Origin of the sequence: Rhodococcus sp. IEGM 1305 (assembly GCF_030058635.1) — a bacterium.
Classification (GTDB): domain Bacteria; phylum Actinomycetota; class Actinomycetes; order Mycobacteriales; family Mycobacteriaceae; genus Rhodococcus_F; species Rhodococcus_F opacus_D.
The window spans coordinates 23,414-38,380 of the sequence record NZ_JASHKX010000046.1 but is presented as its reverse complement, the minus strand read 5'-3'; the positions used below and the strand labels follow the sequence as shown (position 1 = coordinate 38,380).

The following is a 14,967-nucleotide window of genomic DNA, read 5'->3' as shown; positions in this document are numbered from 1 at the left end:
GTATGCCGCCGCGCCGAGCCGTAGATCCCGCCGAACTGAGAGCCGCCGTACTCGAGGTCGGCCCGTGGCTGCGCGGCGATTCCGAGGAGAAACCGTCCCGCAGCCAGCTGGCCGCGGCGGTCCGGCTCAGCGCGCGGACGCTCGAGCAGGTCGCGCCCGGTTCGAGCGTGGAGGTGCGGGTTCCGCCGTTCGTCGCGGTCCAGTGCATCGAGGGGCCGCGGCACACCCGCGGCACCCCGCCCAACGTCGTGGAGACCGACCCCCGGACGTGGCTGCTGATGGTGACGGGACTGCTGGAGTTCGACAGTGCGACCGCCGACGGCGGAGTGTCGGTGTCGGGGAGTCGCGCCGGGGAGATCGCCCACTGGCTGCCGCTGCTGCGCGTGTAGTCAGCCCAGCCACAACGCGCGGGTGCGGGGCAGGCCACTCGACCCGTCGTCGGACGGGCGTACGGCCAGCACCTGATGGATCGTCAGCCGGCCATTCTCCTCGAACCCCAGGGCGCTGGCCGCGAGGTACAGCAACCAGGTGCGGGCCCGCTCCGCGCCGGCGAGCCGGCGCGCGTCGTCCCAGGAGTCGCGGAGTCTGCCCACCCACGCCCGCAGGGTGAGTGCGTAGTGCTCCCGGAGGGCCTCGACGTCGCGCACCTCGAGTCCGGCGCGCTCGAAGGCCTCGAGCGTTCTGCTCAGCGGCAGCACCTCGCCGTCCGGGAAGATGTAGTTCTCGATCAACCCCGACGAGTTGCCGGTGCCGGTCAGCGACCGGACCGAGGCGATCGCATGATTGAGCAGCCGGCCTTCGGGACGGAGGAGGTCGAGCAGGTGCTGCGCATACTCCGGCAGCGCGGAGTCGCCGACGTGTTCGGACATGCCGATGCTGGAGATCGCGTCGAACGGACCGTCGACGACGTCGCGGTAGTCCTGCACGCGGATCTCGATCAGATCCGACAGCCCGGCCTCGGAGACCCTCGCCTGTGCCCATTCGGCCTGTTCGTGGCTGAGGGTGACCCCGACGACGGACACGTCGTACTTTTCGGCGGCGTGGATCGCCAGCGACCCCCAACCGCAGCCCACGTCCAGCAGTCGCATGCCCGACTGGAGACCGAGCTTGCGGCAGACCAGGTCCAGCTTCTCGTTCTGCGCTTCTTCCAGCGTCCCGATCGCATCGCGGTCGTCGGATCGCTGGTCCCAGTAGCCGCACGAGTAGACCATCGTCGGACCGAGGAACAGGCGGTAGAAATCGTTGCCGACGTCGTAGTGATGTGAGACCGAGGACGCGTCGCGCGCCTTGCTGTGCTTGGCACCGCGGCGCCGGGCCACCTCCACCGACGGCGGTGTCGGCCGGAGTCCGAGGCCGCCGAGCCGGACGAACGTCGCCAGCGACTTCAGGACGGTGCCGCGGTCGGATCCGCGGACGCTGAGGGTGCCCAGCCGGTCGACGAGGTCCGGAAGCGTCAGCAGCCGGAAGGCGTCGCCCTCGATCTCGAGGTCACCGGACACGTAGGCCCGGACGAGACCGAGTTCGTTCGGCGACCACAGCACCCTCCGGACGGCCCGGCGGTTGCGGAAGACGACGGTGACGTCGGAGTCGGGGCCTGCCTCCGAGCCGTCCCAGCATCGGACGTGCACGGGAATGGGGATGCCCATCGCACCTTCGAACGCGCTGAGCAGGCGTTCTGCGGCGGTCGGTGCCGTGCTGCGGACGTTCATCGGACAAGCCCCCGCTCTGTGGTTCGAGGATGCTGATCGGTACCGAAACCAATCTATTTTCGGCTGTCCGTCCGGGAGTTGGGCCGGTCCGATCGGCACCGTGGGCGAAGCGGCGGCGCAGGGCACGTAGACTGACCTTGCCCCTCACACGCCCATCCCCAGGGAGCACCCCGGTGACCAGAGCCGATCTGTCGGTCCATAGTCCTAATCTTCTCTCTTCGAACCCGTCCGACGAGGACGAGAACGAGCCCCGCGAGGAATGCGGAGTCTTCGGCGTCTGGGCGCCGGGAGAGGATGTGGCGAAACTCACCTACTACGGACTTTATGCGCTGCAGCACCGTGGGCAGGAAGCGGCGGGCATCGCCGTCGCCGACGGTTCGCAGGTGCTGGTCTTCAAGGATCTCGGGTTGGTAAGCCAGGTGTTCGACGAGCAGACCCTGGCAGCGATGCCGGGCCACGTCGCCGTCGGTCACTGTCGCTACTCCACCACGGGCTCGACCACGTGGGAGAACGCGCAGCCGATCTTCCGCACCACCGCCGCGGGCAGCGGCATCGCCCTCGGGCACAACGGCAACCTGGTCAACACGGCGGAGCTGGCGCAGCGCGCCCGTGAAGCCGGACTGGTCAACGACAAGCGCCCCGGCGGCGCCACGTCCGACTCGGACGTCGTCGGCGCCCTCCTCGCGCACGCCGCCGCCGACAGCACCATCGAGCAGGCGGCCATGAAGCTCCTGCCGACACTGCGCGGCGCGTTCTGCCTCACTTTCATGGACGAGCACACGCTCTACGCGGCCCGAGACCCGCACGGCATCCGCCCGCTGTGCCTCGGACGCCTGGACCGCGGCTGGGTCGTCGCCAGCGAGACGGCCGCACTCGACATCGTCGGCGCGTCCTTCGTCCGCGACATCGAGCCCGGCGAACTGCTCGCCATCGACGCCGACGGCGTCCGCTCCTCCCGCTTCGCGAACCCCGAGCCCAAGGGCTGCGTGTTCGAGTACGTGTACCTGGCCCGTCCGGACAGTGTCATCGCCGGACGTTCGGTGCATTCCACCCGCGTCGAGATCGGTCGTCGCCTCGCCACCGAGCACCCCGCCGAGGGCGACCTCGTCATCCCTGTCCCCGAATCGGGCACTCCGGCCGCGGTCGGTTACGCGCAGGGGTCGGGCATTCCGTACGGCCAGGGTCTGATGAAGAACGCCTACGTGGGCCGCACCTTCATCCAGCCGTCGCAGACGATCCGCCAGCTCGGTATCCGCCTCAAGCTCAACCCGCTCAAGGAAGTCATCCGCGGCAAGCGCCTCGTGGTGGTGGACGATTCGATCGTCCGCGGCAACACCCAGCGCGCGCTCATCCGGATGCTCCGCGAGGCCGGTGCACTGGAGATCCATGTCCGGATCGCGTCGCCGCCGGTCAAGTGGCCCTGCTTCTACGGCATCGACTTCGCCTCCCCGGCCGAGCTGATCGCCAACGGTGCGGGCGGCGGCGGCGAGCCCGGCAGCTTCGACGAGATGCTCGAAGGGGTGCGCCGTTCCATCGGCGCCGACACCCTCGGCTACATCTCCACCGAAGGCATGATCGCCGCCACCGAGCAGCCTGCGTCGCGACTGTGCGCGGCCTGCTTCGACGGCACGTACCCCATCGCGCTCCCCACGGAGACGTCGATCGGAAAGAACGTTCTCGAGGGAATGCTCGAGAGCGCGGCAGGCGGTCCCGCGACGCGGGAGAACGACAACGCGAACGCCCTCAGTCGGCCGTAGGCCGGTACATCGGGATCCGGCCGGAGAACGTACTCCGGTACCGTAAGGACGCAATCACAGCACTCGATTGCCCGACCGACACGATTTTGACGAGCAACAGAAGGCTGGAGTAACAACCACATGACCGAGGATCCGACAAGTCGCCCTGGCGCGTCCTACGCCGCCGCAGGAGTGGACATCGCCGCAGGCGATCGGGCGGTGGAACTCTTCGCTCCCTTGGCCAAGCGCGCCAGCCGTCCCGAGGTTCTCGGTGGTCTCGGTGGATTCGCGGGTCTGTTCTCGCTCAAGGGTGACTACAAGGAGCCGCTGCTCGCGGCGTCCACGGACGGGGTGGGCACCAAGCTCGCCGTCGCTCAGGCACTCGACAAGCACGACACCGTCGGCCTGGACCTGGTCGCGATGGTCGTCGACGACCTCGTCGTCTGTGGTGCCGAGCCGCTGTTCCTGCAGGACTACATCGCCGTCGGGCGGGTTGTCCCGGAGCGTGTCGCCGAACTCGTCAGCGGCATCGCCGAAGGCTGCATCCAGGCCGGTTGCGCGCTGCTCGGTGGCGAGACGGCGGAGCACCCCGGTGTGATGGCGGACGGCGACTACGACCTGTCCGCGACCGGCGTCGGTGTGGTCGAAGCCGACCAGGTGCTGGGGCCCGACCGGGTCCGTCCCGGCGACGTCGTGATCGCCATGGGTTCGTCCGGACTGCATTCCAACGGTTACTCGCTGGCCCGCAAGGTTCTGCTCGAGATCGACCACATGAGCCTGACGGCGCACGTCGACGAGTTCGGCCGCACCCTGGGCGAGGAGATGCTCGAGCCCACGAAGATCTACGCCAAGGACTGCCTGGCCCTCGCCGCCGAGACGGACGTGCGCACGTTCTGCCACGTCACCGGCGGTGGGCTGGCCAACAACCTCGCTCGGGTCATGCCGAAGGGTCTGGTCGCCGAACTCGACCGCGGCACGTGGAGCCCGGCTCCGATCTTCGCGATGATCGCGCAGCGCGGACGGGTGGAGCGGGCCGAGATGGAGCAGACGTTCAACATGGGCGTCGGCATGGTCGCGATCGTGGCGCCCGAGGACGTCGATCGTGCGCTGGCCGTCCTGACGGCGCGCCACATCGACTGCTGGACGCTGGGCAGCATCAAGAAGTCGCACGACGTGTCGGCGGAGCGCGCAATTCTCGCCGGCGATCACCCGAGGTTCTAGGGTCGGACGCCGTCTGTCGGAACGGGGCGAGCTAGTGGCCCCGACCGGCTGAAGATGTGGAAATGAGGGGGAGCCGGTATCGGCTCCCCCTCATTTCGTTGTCTTCAGATCTCAGCGCCGCCAGTCGTCGTCGTCCTCCCGGGAGTGACCCTCCCTGTCGGCACGCTGGTCAGCGAAGACCTCGTCCCGATGCGAGTTGGACGACCCACCTGAGAGCTCTCGTTGCAGGCTGTCAAAATCCGTGGTCGGTACGCTGTACTTCAGTTCGCGTGCAACCTTGGTCTGCTTTGCCTTAGCCCGGCCGCGGCCCATGGCTGACCCCCTCGCGCTTTCGCGGGGCGGCCTGGGGAATTTGGCGGCCCCGTTTGAGTGTGTAAGTTCCTGCCCCACACTCTAGCGTGGAAAAGTCCCTCGCGCTTCCATCCACACCCCGAAGCGGTGTCGGTTTAGTCTCACCGGGCTCGCGAGCTGCCCCGATGCCGGTGTTTCGCCTTCAGAAGACTCCCGGAATTGCCCGGACCGTCCCCACCCGGACGCCGCCGCCGAGCACGGGCTGCGATGCGAGGGCCGCCAGATCCTCGGTCCACTCGGCGCCCATCCGGTGGAGAAGTGCTGCGGCGAGGGGTAACCGGGCCCGTTCGTGGCCGTCGTCGATCTTCAGCGCGAACGCCGAGCCGTCGGGGAGCGCGCCGGCGTAGACACCGTCTGCTCCGGCCTTCGTCATCAGCCCGGGCACGACCGGCATCAGCCGCGCGTCGTCCTTGCCGGTGCCCGAGACGAGGTAGGGGTGCTCGCGGACGGCGTCGGCGACGGCGAGCTCGGGGGAGTCGGGTTCGGCGGTGACGAGCCGGGCGAACGCGCGCGCCAGATGCGTCAGCGACAGCGGGACGATCGGCAGCCCGCATCCGTCGATGCCGAGTTCGGCGTCGACGTCGCCGCTGATCGACCCGAGCGTCTCGACGACCGCGAGTTGCAGCGGATGCGTCGGCTCGAGGTAGCTGTGCAACGGCCAGTCGTTGGCCAGGCAGGTGGCGAGCATCGCCGCGTGCTTGCCGGAGCAGTTCATGTACACCGGGCGGGGGAGCTCACCGGCGGCCAGCAGTTCGGCCCGGGCGAGTTCGTTGGAGGGCAGATCGGCGGGGCAGCGGAGCTGGTCCTCGTCGAGGCCGTACCGGGCGAGCAGCCGCTCGACGAGTTCGATGTGGTCCGACTCGCCCTCGTGGGATGCGGTCGAGATCGCGAGCTCTTCGGAACTGGACGGTTCGAAGCCGTTCCGCAGCATCGTCACGGCCTGCCACGGCTTGTTCGACGACCGCGGGTAGATCGGCGTGTGCACCTCACCGAGGGTGAGCGCGATCTCGCCGTCCGCGCGGAGGATCACCGCGGAACCGCGGTGGACGCACTCACGGAATCCGGAACGGACGACCTCGACCAGTTCGATGCTCAATACGTGACCTGCACTTCCAGTCCGGCGATCCGTCGGCGGGCCTTGTCCGCGACGGTCGGAGAGAGGTTCTCCTGCTGTTCGAGCAGCGCCACGAACCGTTCCGGGTCGCGGCCGGTGAACAGATCGCGCACGGTGACGCCGTGGTCGGGCACGTGGATGCGCTGGACGGTGTCGCCGGCGCCGACCGACCCCTCCGTCACCACCCGCAGGTACGCGCCCGTGTCACCGCGTTCGGAGAACCGCTTGACCCACCGGGGCTCGGCGGCCCAGACGCCGAACGTCCCGCACGGTGTCCGCGGGCTGGTCACCTCCAGTTCGGTGGTGCCGATCCGCCAGCGCTCGCCGATCACGGCGTCGGTCGCGGCGATCCCGTCGAGGCGGAGGTTCTCGCCGAACCATCCCGGGGGCAGTTCGCGGCCGAGCTCCGACGCCCAGCGCTGCGCCTCGTCCTCCTGGTAGACGTAGACGGCCTTGAACGGGCCACCGTGGTACTCGGTGTCGCAGACCCGGTCGCCGACCAGTCCGGTGGTCGTGACGCGCACGGGGCCGTCGACGGGCCGCTTGTCGATCGCCGTCCGGGTCACCCGGCGGGTGCCGCTGTCCCGTTCGGTGTGCAGCACGCAGACGGCCAGCACCTCGCCGGCCGTCGCGGTCGCCTCGCTCACCGGCCCCGGAGCCGGTCGACGGCGGCGCGGCCCGCCTGGACCGTGTCGTCTGCAGGCACGGAGTCGGGGTCGATGGACGCGGCGCACGAGCCGGCCACCAACTCGGTGTCGGTGGGGATGGACCGTTTGACGAGGGCCAGCGCGATGGGTCCGAGCTCGTGGTGGTCGATCACCGTGCCGATCCGTCCGACCGCACGGCCTCCCGCCGTCACGGGGTCGCCCGGTTCGGGCCTGCCCTCGGCGCTGCCGTCGAGGTGCAGCAGGACGAGGTGACGGGGCGGTTTGCCGAGATTGTGGACGCGGGCCACCGTCTCCTGGCCGCGGTAGCAGCCCTTCTCGAGGTGGACGGCGCCGTGGTCGGCGGGACCGCCGATCCAGCGGACCTCGTGCGGGATGGTGCGATCGTCGGTGTCGAGTCCGATCCGGGGCCGTGCGGCGGCCACCCGCAGTGCCTCGAACGCCCACGTTCCCGCGGGTGCGGCGCCGGCGGCGGTGAGCCGGCCCCACCACGTCGCGAGTCCTTCCCGCGGGATCAGCAGGTCGAAGGACTCGGCGGCCGGCCACGGCATGCGGCGGACGAATCCGCCCCCGGGCACCGCGACGGCGGCGTACGGCTCGGCGGGTGCCACGACGCCGGCCGCGTCGAGGACCGTCACGGCGTCGGGGCCGAGCACGCTGAGGACCGCGAGCTCGTTGCCCTCGCGGGGCTCGGCCTTGGACCAGAACACCATCTTGGTGAGGAACGACAGGAGGTCGGGTCCGCGGTCGGCCTCGGTGTCGATCCAGGTGACGCCGTCCAGATCGGTCTGGACGAAGTGGTGCTCGACGCGGCCGTTGACGTCGAGGCTGAGGTTCTCGGCGCTCGCGCCGTCGGGGAGCGCGGCGACGTGCTGGCTCGAGATGGTGTGCAGCCAGGTGAGTCGTTCGGGTCCGCTGATCGCGATGACGAACCGGTGGGAACGGTCGACGACCGCCGCGGAACGTTCGGCGCTGCGTTGTTCGCCGAGTGGATCGCCGTGATGCCAGGCGACGCCGGCGTCGGGAGAGCCTTCGGGCGTAGGAACCGCGCCCGGGGCCGTGAGGAGTGGACTGGGTGAGACGGGCAGTTTGTCGACCACGAACCCAGTCTAGGGACCATGGACCACGGGTGGCGGTCAGCAGGGTCGATAGGCTGGGCGTCATGTCTGATCGAGTGCTGGTGACACTGGACCACGAGGTGCGGGACGCGGATGCCCCGCTGCTGCACGCGGACGATCTGGCGGTGGTGCGCGGCGACGGTGTCTTCGAGACGCTGTTGGTGCGTGGCGGTCGCGCACTGAAGGTCGAGGCCCACCTCACCCGTCTCGTCGCGTCGGCGCGCGCCCTCGGATTGCCCATTCAGGACCTGGACGAGTGGCGCCTGGCACTCGAGCTGGCCGTCGAGGAGTGGGGGTCCGAGCGGGAGGGTGCGATGCGACTCGTGCTCAGCCGCGGCCGCGAGTCCGGTGGCGACCCGACTGCTTTCGTCACCGTCGGGCCGGTGTCCGAGCGGATTCTGGAGGCGCGGCGCGACGGGGTGTCGGTACTCACATTGGCCCGGGGCTATTCGGTGGATCTGTCGGCGAGTGCGCCGTGGCAGCTGCTCGGGGCGAAGACCTTGTCGTATGCCACGAACATGGCGGCGCTGCGGTATGCGGCGACACTCGGTGCCGACGATGTGATCTTCGTCAGCAGCGAGGGCAATGTGTTGGAAGGGCCACGTTCCACGGTGGTCATCGCCCGCGACAAACACCTCCTCACGCCGCCGCCGGAGCACGGAATCCTGCCCGGAACGACGCAGCAGGCGCTGTACGAGGTGGCGTCCGGCAAGGGGTTCCGCTGCGAGTACGCGGCGCTGCGGCCGGCGGATCTCATTACGGCGGAAGGTGTTTGGCTCATCTCCAGTGTCACCATGGTCGCGCGGGTGCGCAAGATCGACGGACTTGCCCTGCCCGACGCACCGCTCGCCGACGAGATCGTGGAGCTGGTCGGCCTCGCGGTCGAGGCGGCGGGTACCGAGTCTGCGGAGGCTTGACAGGTCTACTACATTTCGTAGTAGCAAAGTCCTGCGGGGGAAACGACCCCGCAGTACGTTGTTTTCAAGGGTCGGGCGGAAGCCCACGCTCCGGCCCTGAAGCCTGTCCTACGGGCCCAGTTTCGGAGTAGCCATGGATGCCTTGGATGTCTCCCGGTGGCAGTTCGGCATAACCACCGTCTATCACTTCATCCTCGTTCCGCTGACGATCGGGCTCGCCCCGCTGATCGCCGTCATGCAGACGATGTGGGTGGTCACCGGAAAGGACCACTGGTATCGGCTCACCAAGTTCTTCGGGAAGCTGTTCCTGATCAACTTCGCGCTCGGCGTCGCCACCGGCATCGTGCAGGAATTCCAGTTCGGGATGAACTGGAGCGAGTACTCACGCTTCGTCGGTGACGTGTTCGGCGCACCCCTCGCCCTCGAGGGGCTGGTCGCCTTCTTCCTCGAGTCGACGTTCCTGGGCCTCTGGATCTTCGGCTGGGGACGGCTGCCCAAGCTCGTCCACCTCGCCACCATCTGGCTCGTCGCAATCGGTGTGAACGCGTCCGCGTACTTCATCATCACCGCCAACTCGTTCATGCAGCACCCGGTCGGGGCCATCTACAACCCCGAGACCGGACGCGCGGAACTCACCAGCATCTGGGAACTGCTCACCAACAACACGGCGCTCGCGGCCTTCCCACACGTCGTGGCCGGAGCGTTCCTCACGGCAGGGACGTTCGTGGCCGGCGTCGGCGGCTGGTGGATGGTGCGCAGCATGCGCAAGTCGAAGGAAGCCACCGAACCCGAAGTGGCGAAGAAGCACGAGGAAACCGCGAGGACGATGTTCCGCCCGGTCACCATCCTCGCGCTGTGGGTGATGGTCGCCGCGGGCATCGGACTCGCGATCACCGGCGACATCCAGGGCAAGCTGATGTTCGAACAGCAACCCATGAAGATGGCATCGGCCGAATCGCTGTGCCACACCGAAACCGGTGCCGACTTCTCCATCCTCACCGTCGGCACCCAGAACAACTGCGAGAGCATCACCCAGCTCATCAAGATCCCCGGCCTCACCTCGTTCCTGGCGGACGGCACGTTCGACTCCACCGTCGAGGGCGTCACCGAGATCCAGGCCCGCTACGAGGAGACGTACGGGCCCGGCAACTACAAGCCCAACCTGTTCGTCACCTACTGGACGTTCCGCGCGATGATCGGCTGGGCCGCCGGGTCGGCGCTGCTCGCCGTGGTCGGTCTGTGGATGACCCGCGGCGGCCGCGTACCGGACAAGAAGTGGTTCGGCTGGCTGTCGATCGCCGTCATCCCGACACCCTTCCTCGGGAACAGCGCGGGCTGGGTCTTCACCGAGATGGGTCGTCAACCGTGGGTCGTGGCACCCAACCCGACCGGTGTCGACATGATCAGACTGACTGTCGACCAGGGCGTCTCGAATCACTCCCCGTGGACCGTCTGGGTCTCGCTCATCACGTTCACGGTGGTCTACGGGGCGCTGGCCGTCGTGTGGTTCACGCTGATCCGCCGCTACACGGTCGAGGGACCACTCGAACACGACGCGCATCCACCGGGTGACGACCACGACGAGCCCGAAGAACCGGGCAAGCCCGAGCAACTCTCGTTCGCGTACTAGGGGAGACGGTCATGGGACTTCAAGAAGTGTGGTTCATCCTGATCGCGGTGCTCTTCATCGGGTACTTCGTCCTCGAGGGATTCGATTTCGGTGTCGGCATGCTGATGCCGGTGCTGGGCAGGCGCAAGGACCCGAACGGGGACACACGGCGGCGGGTGGTGCTCAACACCATCGGCCCCGTGTGGGACGGCAACGAGGTGTGGCTCATCACCGGTGGCGGCGCGTTGTTCGCCGCGTTCCCGGAGTGGTACGCCACGTTGTTCTCCGGCTTCTATCTGCCGCTGCTGATCATTCTCGTCGCGCTCATCGTCCGGATCTGCGCCATCGAGTACCGCGGCAAGATCGACGACGACGCCTGGCGCAGGCGGTGCGACTGGGGCATCGTCTTCGGGTCCTGGGTGCCTGCCGTGCTGTGGGGTGTTGCGTTCGCGAACATCGTGCGGGGCGTCGACATCGACGCCGACAAGCAGGTCACCTCGAGCCTCTTCGATCTGCTCAATCCCTATGCGTTGCTGGGTGGTCTGACGACCGCACTCGTGTTCGCCCTGCACGGCGCGGTGTTCCTCGCCCTGAAGACGGCCGACGAAGTACGCACGGACGCCGTCGAACTGGCGTCCCGGCTGGCGATCCCGGCCGTTCCGGTGGCAGGCGCGTTCGTGCTGTGGACACAGCTGGCGCACGGCAAGGGCTGGACGTGGATTCTCGTCGCGATCGCCGCCGCCGCACTCCTCGGGGTGGTCGCGTTCACCCGCGCCGAACGGGAGGGCTGGGCGTTCCTGCTCACGTCGATCGCGGTCATCGCCACGGTGGCCCTGCTGTTCGGCTCGCTGTTCCCCAACGTCATGCCGTCCACACTGGACGCCGCGTACAACCTGACCATCGACAACGCATCGTCGAGTCCGTACACGCTGAAGGTCATGACGTGGGCCGCCGCCTTCCTCACCCCGGTGGTGCTGATCTACCAGGGCTGGACGTACTGGGTGTTCCGCCAACGGATCTCGACCAAGCACATCCCGCCTTCGATCGGTCTCCCGCTCGGGCGCAGATGAGCACAGCGGTAGGCGACGCACCCCGCCCGGCCGACGAACGCCCGGGCGGGGCGCGAGGGTCCCGGCGCCCCGTCGATCCCCGCCTCTGGCGCTACTCCGCGGCGGCCCGCGGGTACCTCGTCCTCACGGTCGCGCTGTCGATCGTCAACGTCGCGATGATCATCGTGTCGGCACTGATGATCGGCCGCGTGCTCGGTGGGGTCATCGTCGACGACGCCACCGATGTCGGCCGGTGGTCCACCGAACTGGTGGTCCTCGCGACCGCGGTGGGCGTGCGGGTGCTCGGCACCTGGCTGCAGTCCCGGTTCGCGCACCGGTCCGCCACGCGGGTCGTGGCGGAGCTGAAGGGGGAGGTCCTGGGCGTCGCCACCCGTCTGCGACCGCGCGAGCTCGACCCGCGGCGGGACGAATTCGCGACCGTGCTCACCCGCGGAATCGACGGTCTCGTGCCGTACCTCACCGGGTATCTACCGGCGCTGGTCCTCGCGGCGACGCTCACTCCGGCGACGCTCGCGGTCATCACGTTTCAGGATCTGACGTCGGCGGCGATCATCTTCGTCACACTTCCGCTCATCCCGATCTTCATGATCCTCATCGGTCTGCTCACCAGGGGCAAGGCCGCCAAGACGCTGACCGCGATGACCACACTGTCCTCCCAGCTGCTCGACCTCCTGGCCGGCCTGCCCACGCTCCGCGCGCTGGGCCGCGAACAGGGACCGGCGAGGCGGGTGCGTGAACTCGGCGACGCCCACCGCCGCACCACGATGTCGGCACTGCGGGTGGCGTTCCTGTCGTCGATGGTGCTGGAACTGCTGGCCACGCTGTGCGTCGCACTCGTCGCCGTGAGCATCGGACTGCGGCTGGTGTACGGGGGGATGGAACTCGAAGCCGGAATCGTCGCACTGATTCTCGCGCCCGAGGTGTACCTCCCGCTGCGGATGGTCGGAACTCAGTTCCACGCCGCCGAGGACGGGATGGCCGCGGCGAGCCGGGCCTTCGCCGTCATCGATACCGATCGTCCCGACGACGCCGCCGACGGTGCGGTTCTGGTCGACGCGGCCGGGGCGCGAATCGAATTCGACGGCATCGACGTCCCGTCCCGGCACGGCCCGGCACCGCGCGGCCTGACCGGCGCCCTCGAACCCGGTGCGGTGACCGTCCTGACCGGACCCAACGGTTCCGGGAAATCGACTGCGGTGCAAGCACTCCTCGGCCTCGTCGAACCCGAGCGCGGGGAGGTGCGGGTGGCGGGTACCGCCGTGAGTTCGCTCGACCGGTCCGCGTGGTGGGCGCAGGTGGCGTGGCTCCCGCAGCACCCCGTCCTCGTACCCGGCACCCTGGACGAGAACCTCCGGCTCATCGGCGAGGTCGTCGACCTCGAACAGTCCTGTGCCGCGACGGGTTTCGACGAGGTCCTCGCCGAACTTCCCGACGGCTGGAACACGCGCGTCGGGTCCGGCGGAACGGGACTGTCGCTCGGTCAGCGGCAGCGGCTCGCGCTGACCCGCGTGCTGGCCACCCGGCGTCCCGTCCTGGTGCTCGACGAACCCACCGCGCACCTCGACGACGCGTCGGAGCGGACCGTGCTCGATTCGCTGCGAAGCCTGGCCGCCGCCGGCCGGACGGTCGTGGTGGTGGGGCACCGGCCGACCGTGCTCGCGGCCGCCGACCGGGTGATCGAGGTGAGCGCCGATGTCGCGTGACCCGCTGATCCGGGCATTGCCGCTCCTCGACCTGCAACCGGGGCGGGTAGTGCGCGCCGTCGCCGCCGGCGTGGCCACGCTGGGCAGTGCGCTCGCGCTGGCGGCGTTGTCGGCATGGTTGATCACGAGGGCGTGGCAGATGCCGCCCGTCCTGGACCTCAGCGTGGCCGTCGTGGCGGTGCGCGCGCTGGGCATCTCCCGCGGCGTCTTCCGGTACCTCGAGCGGCTCGCCACCCACGACACCGCGCTGCGCGGGACCACGTCCGCCCGCACCCAGCTGTACCAGCGGTTGGCCGACGGCGACCCCGCGGCCGCTGCCGGCCTGCGCCGCGGCGAACTGCTCGCCCGCACCGGGGCCGACGTCGACACCCTCGGTGACGTCGTCGTCCGCGCGATCGTCCCCATCGCCGTGTCCGTCGTCCTGGCCGTGGCCGCCGTCGGCATCCTCGCGGTGATCTCGCCCGCCTCCGCACTCGTGCTCGCCGTGGCGCTCTCGGTGTCGGGGGTCGAGGCGCCCTGGTTGTCCGCGCGGGCCGCCCGCCTCGCCGAGACGTCCGGGGCCGACGCGCGCGCCCGGTTCAGTGAGGACGCCGTCACCGCGCTCGATCACGCCGCGGAACTCCGCGTCGCGGGTCGCCTCGAGCGAACCGTGTCGCGGGCGGTCCGCTCCGAACACGCCGCGGTCGCGGCCACCGACCGCGCCGCCGCACCCAGCGCGTTCGCGGACGCCGCCACACCACTCGCGGTGGGCGTGAGCGTGATCGCGTCACTGCTCATCGGCATGGACCTGTATTCGTCGGGGACGATGAGCCCGATGGCGATGGGCATCGTCGTGCTCCTGCCGCTGTCCGCGTTCGAGGCCACGGCCGCGCTGCCCGCCGCGGCGGTCGCGCTGACCCGGGCCCGTATCGCGTCTCGCCGGATACTCGCCGTGCTCGACGCCGCCGTCGCGGATCCGCACCCCGGAGACCGGGAACTGGACGGGCCCGCGGAGGTCGTCGCGAAGGACCTGCGGTGCGGCTGGCCCGGTGGGCAGGTCACCGCCCCGCTCGACCTCGACCTACAGCCGGGCGCCCGGGTCGCGATCGTCGGCGGCAGCGGGTCCGGGAAGACGACCACCCTGATGACCCTGGCCGGGTTGCTCCCCCCGGTGTCGGGGACGGTCCAGGTCGACGGACTCGACCTCCACCGGGTCAGATCCGAGGCACTCCGCCGGAACGTCGGATTCTTCGCGGAGGACGCACACCTCTTCGACACGTCCGTCCTCGAGAATCTGCGGGTGGCGCGCGGCGACCTCCAGGTCGCGGAGGCGCTGACCGTCCTGGAGTCGGTCGGGCTCGGGGGCTGGGTGTCGGGGCTGCCGGAGGGCGTGCACACGACCCTCGCGGGCGGTGCCAGGGCAGTGTCCGGTGGACAGCGTCGCCGACTGCTCCTCGCCAGGGCTCTGCTGTCGCCCGACCGGGTGCTCTTGCTCGACGAACCGACCGAGCACCTCGACGCCGACGCGGGCGCCGACCTGCTCCGGCGACTGCTCGCACGCGACGGCGGACTGGTGTCGTCGCAGCGCACCGTCGTGGTGGTCACCCACCAGCTTCCGGAGGATACCAGCGCTGACCTGGTGATACGGGTGGAGAAAGCTGAGAGCGAAAATGCGTTGCCGACTCCGTGAGTGCGGCGTACTTTCTTCAGTACACGAGGAAGGAGGTGGTCTGAAATTGTATGACAGACGGACACGTGAGGTGGCTGCCAGCTAG

Annotated in this window: 13 protein-coding genes; 8 read left to right on the top strand and 5 right to left on the bottom strand. The window is 69.3% G+C overall.

What is annotated here, in order from left to right; all coding sequences use genetic code 11:
* Positions 1-2 precede the first annotated feature (2 nt).
* Entirely contained in the window at positions 3-389 is a 387-nt protein-coding gene (locus tag QM693_RS33515; protein WP_283330660.1) for a sterol carrier family protein, read from the top strand.
* Here QM693_RS33515 and QM693_RS33510 read toward each other — a convergent pair whose 3' ends face one another.
* The gene (locus tag QM693_RS33510) at positions 390-1,709 is read right to left on the bottom strand and encodes a class I SAM-dependent methyltransferase (RefSeq protein WP_283354471.1); all 1,320 of its coding nucleotides are present in this window, start codon (positions 1,707-1,709) and stop codon (positions 390-392) included.
* Between the two features lie 173 nt (positions 1,710-1,882).
* Between QM693_RS33510 and purF the strand changes: the two genes are divergently transcribed.
* Both purF and purM read left to right on the top strand, forming a co-directional pair.
* The gene (purF, locus tag QM693_RS33505) at positions 1,883-3,466 is read left to right on the top strand and encodes an amidophosphoribosyltransferase (protein ID WP_009477905.1); all 1,584 of its coding nucleotides are present in this window, start codon (positions 1,883-1,885) and stop codon (positions 3,464-3,466) included.
* A gap of 120 nt (positions 3,467-3,586) precedes the next feature.
* Entirely contained in the window at positions 3,587-4,666 is a 1,080-nt protein-coding gene (gene purM / locus QM693_RS33500) for a phosphoribosylformylglycinamidine cyclo-ligase (RefSeq protein WP_005244377.1), read from the top strand.
* A 111-nt stretch (positions 4,667-4,777) separates the two neighbouring features.
* Here the strand turns inward: purM and QM693_RS33495 are convergent, their stop codons facing one another.
* The 4 genes from QM693_RS33495 to ygfZ form a co-directional block, all read right to left on the bottom strand.
* A complete protein-coding gene (locus QM693_RS33495) occupies positions 4,778-4,978 on the bottom strand; it encodes a DUF3073 domain-containing protein (protein WP_005244376.1) in 201 nt (66 codons plus the stop codon).
* Positions 4,979-5,159: 181 nt separating this feature from the next.
* Positions 5,160-6,113, bottom strand: a complete 954-nt coding sequence (locus tag QM693_RS33490; RefSeq protein ID WP_283354470.1) for an asparaginase — start codon at positions 6,111-6,113, stop codon at positions 5,160-5,162.
* Complete coding sequence (locus tag QM693_RS33485; RefSeq protein WP_283354469.1) at positions 6,110-6,778, bottom strand: MOSC domain-containing protein; 669 nt, start codon at positions 6,776-6,778, stop codon at positions 6,110-6,112. Before QM693_RS33485 ends, QM693_RS33490 begins: the two co-directional genes overlap by 4 nt.
* Positions 6,775-7,896 carry a CAF17-like 4Fe-4S cluster assembly/insertion protein YgfZ gene (ygfZ, locus tag QM693_RS33480; protein ID WP_283354468.1) on the bottom strand — a complete coding sequence of 374 codons (1,122 nt, stop codon included), beginning with the start codon at positions 7,894-7,896 and terminating at the stop codon, positions 6,775-6,777. Before ygfZ ends, QM693_RS33485 begins: the two co-directional genes overlap by 4 nt.
* A gap of 62 nt (positions 7,897-7,958) precedes the next feature.
* On the opposite strand from ygfZ, the gene QM693_RS33475 reads away from it, so the two are divergent.
* The 5 genes from QM693_RS33475 (at position 7,959) to cydC (ending at position 14,882) form a co-directional block, all read left to right on the top strand.
* On the top strand, positions 7,959-8,831 hold the full coding sequence (locus QM693_RS33475) for an aminodeoxychorismate lyase (protein WP_009477909.1): 873 nt from the start codon (positions 7,959-7,961) through the stop codon (positions 8,829-8,831).
* Between the two features lie 133 nt (positions 8,832-8,964).
* Complete coding sequence (locus QM693_RS33470; protein WP_283330665.1) at positions 8,965-10,461, top strand: cytochrome ubiquinol oxidase subunit I; 1,497 nt, start codon at positions 8,965-8,967, stop codon at positions 10,459-10,461.
* Positions 10,462-10,472: 11 nt separating this feature from the next.
* On the top strand, positions 10,473-11,510 hold the full coding sequence (cydB, locus tag QM693_RS33465; protein ID WP_283354467.1) for a cytochrome d ubiquinol oxidase subunit II: 1,038 nt from the start codon (positions 10,473-10,475) through the stop codon (positions 11,508-11,510).
* On the top strand, positions 11,507-13,213 hold the full coding sequence (gene cydD / locus QM693_RS33460) for a thiol reductant ABC exporter subunit CydD (RefSeq protein WP_283354466.1): 1,707 nt from the start codon (positions 11,507-11,509) through the stop codon (positions 13,211-13,213). The genes cydB and cydD overlap by 4 nt, the downstream gene beginning before the upstream one ends.
* Positions 13,203-14,882, top strand: coding sequence for a thiol reductant ABC exporter subunit CydC (cydC, locus tag QM693_RS33455; protein WP_283354465.1), 1,680 nt, complete (start codon positions 13,203-13,205; stop codon positions 14,880-14,882). Before cydD ends, cydC begins: the two co-directional genes overlap by 11 nt.
* Positions 14,883-14,967 lie beyond the last annotated feature (85 nt).

Coding starts and splice junctions, on each gene's coding strand:
- QM693_RS33515 (WP_283330660.1), top strand. CDS start 3: ATGCCGCCGCGCCGAGCCGTAGATCCCGCCGAACTGAGAGCCGCCGTA.
- QM693_RS33510 (WP_283354471.1), bottom strand. CDS start 1,709: ATGAACGTCCGCAGCACGGCACCGACCGCCGCAGAACGCCTGCTCAGC.
- purM (WP_005244377.1), top strand. CDS start 3,587: ATGACCGAGGATCCGACAAGTCGCCCTGGCGCGTCCTACGCCGCCGCA.
- QM693_RS33495 (WP_005244376.1), bottom strand. CDS start 4,978: ATGGGCCGCGGCCGGGCTAAGGCAAAGCAGACCAAGGTTGCACGCGAA.
- QM693_RS33475 (WP_009477909.1), top strand. CDS start 7,959: ATGTCTGATCGAGTGCTGGTGACACTGGACCACGAGGTGCGGGACGCG.
- QM693_RS33470 (WP_283330665.1), top strand. CDS start 8,965: ATGGATGCCTTGGATGTCTCCCGGTGGCAGTTCGGCATAACCACCGTC.
- cydB (WP_283354467.1), top strand. CDS start 10,473: ATGGGACTTCAAGAAGTGTGGTTCATCCTGATCGCGGTGCTCTTCATC.
- cydD (WP_283354466.1), top strand. CDS start 11,507: ATGAGCACAGCGGTAGGCGACGCACCCCGCCCGGCCGACGAACGCCCG.
- cydC (WP_283354465.1), top strand. CDS start 13,203: ATGTCGCGTGACCCGCTGATCCGGGCATTGCCGCTCCTCGACCTGCAA.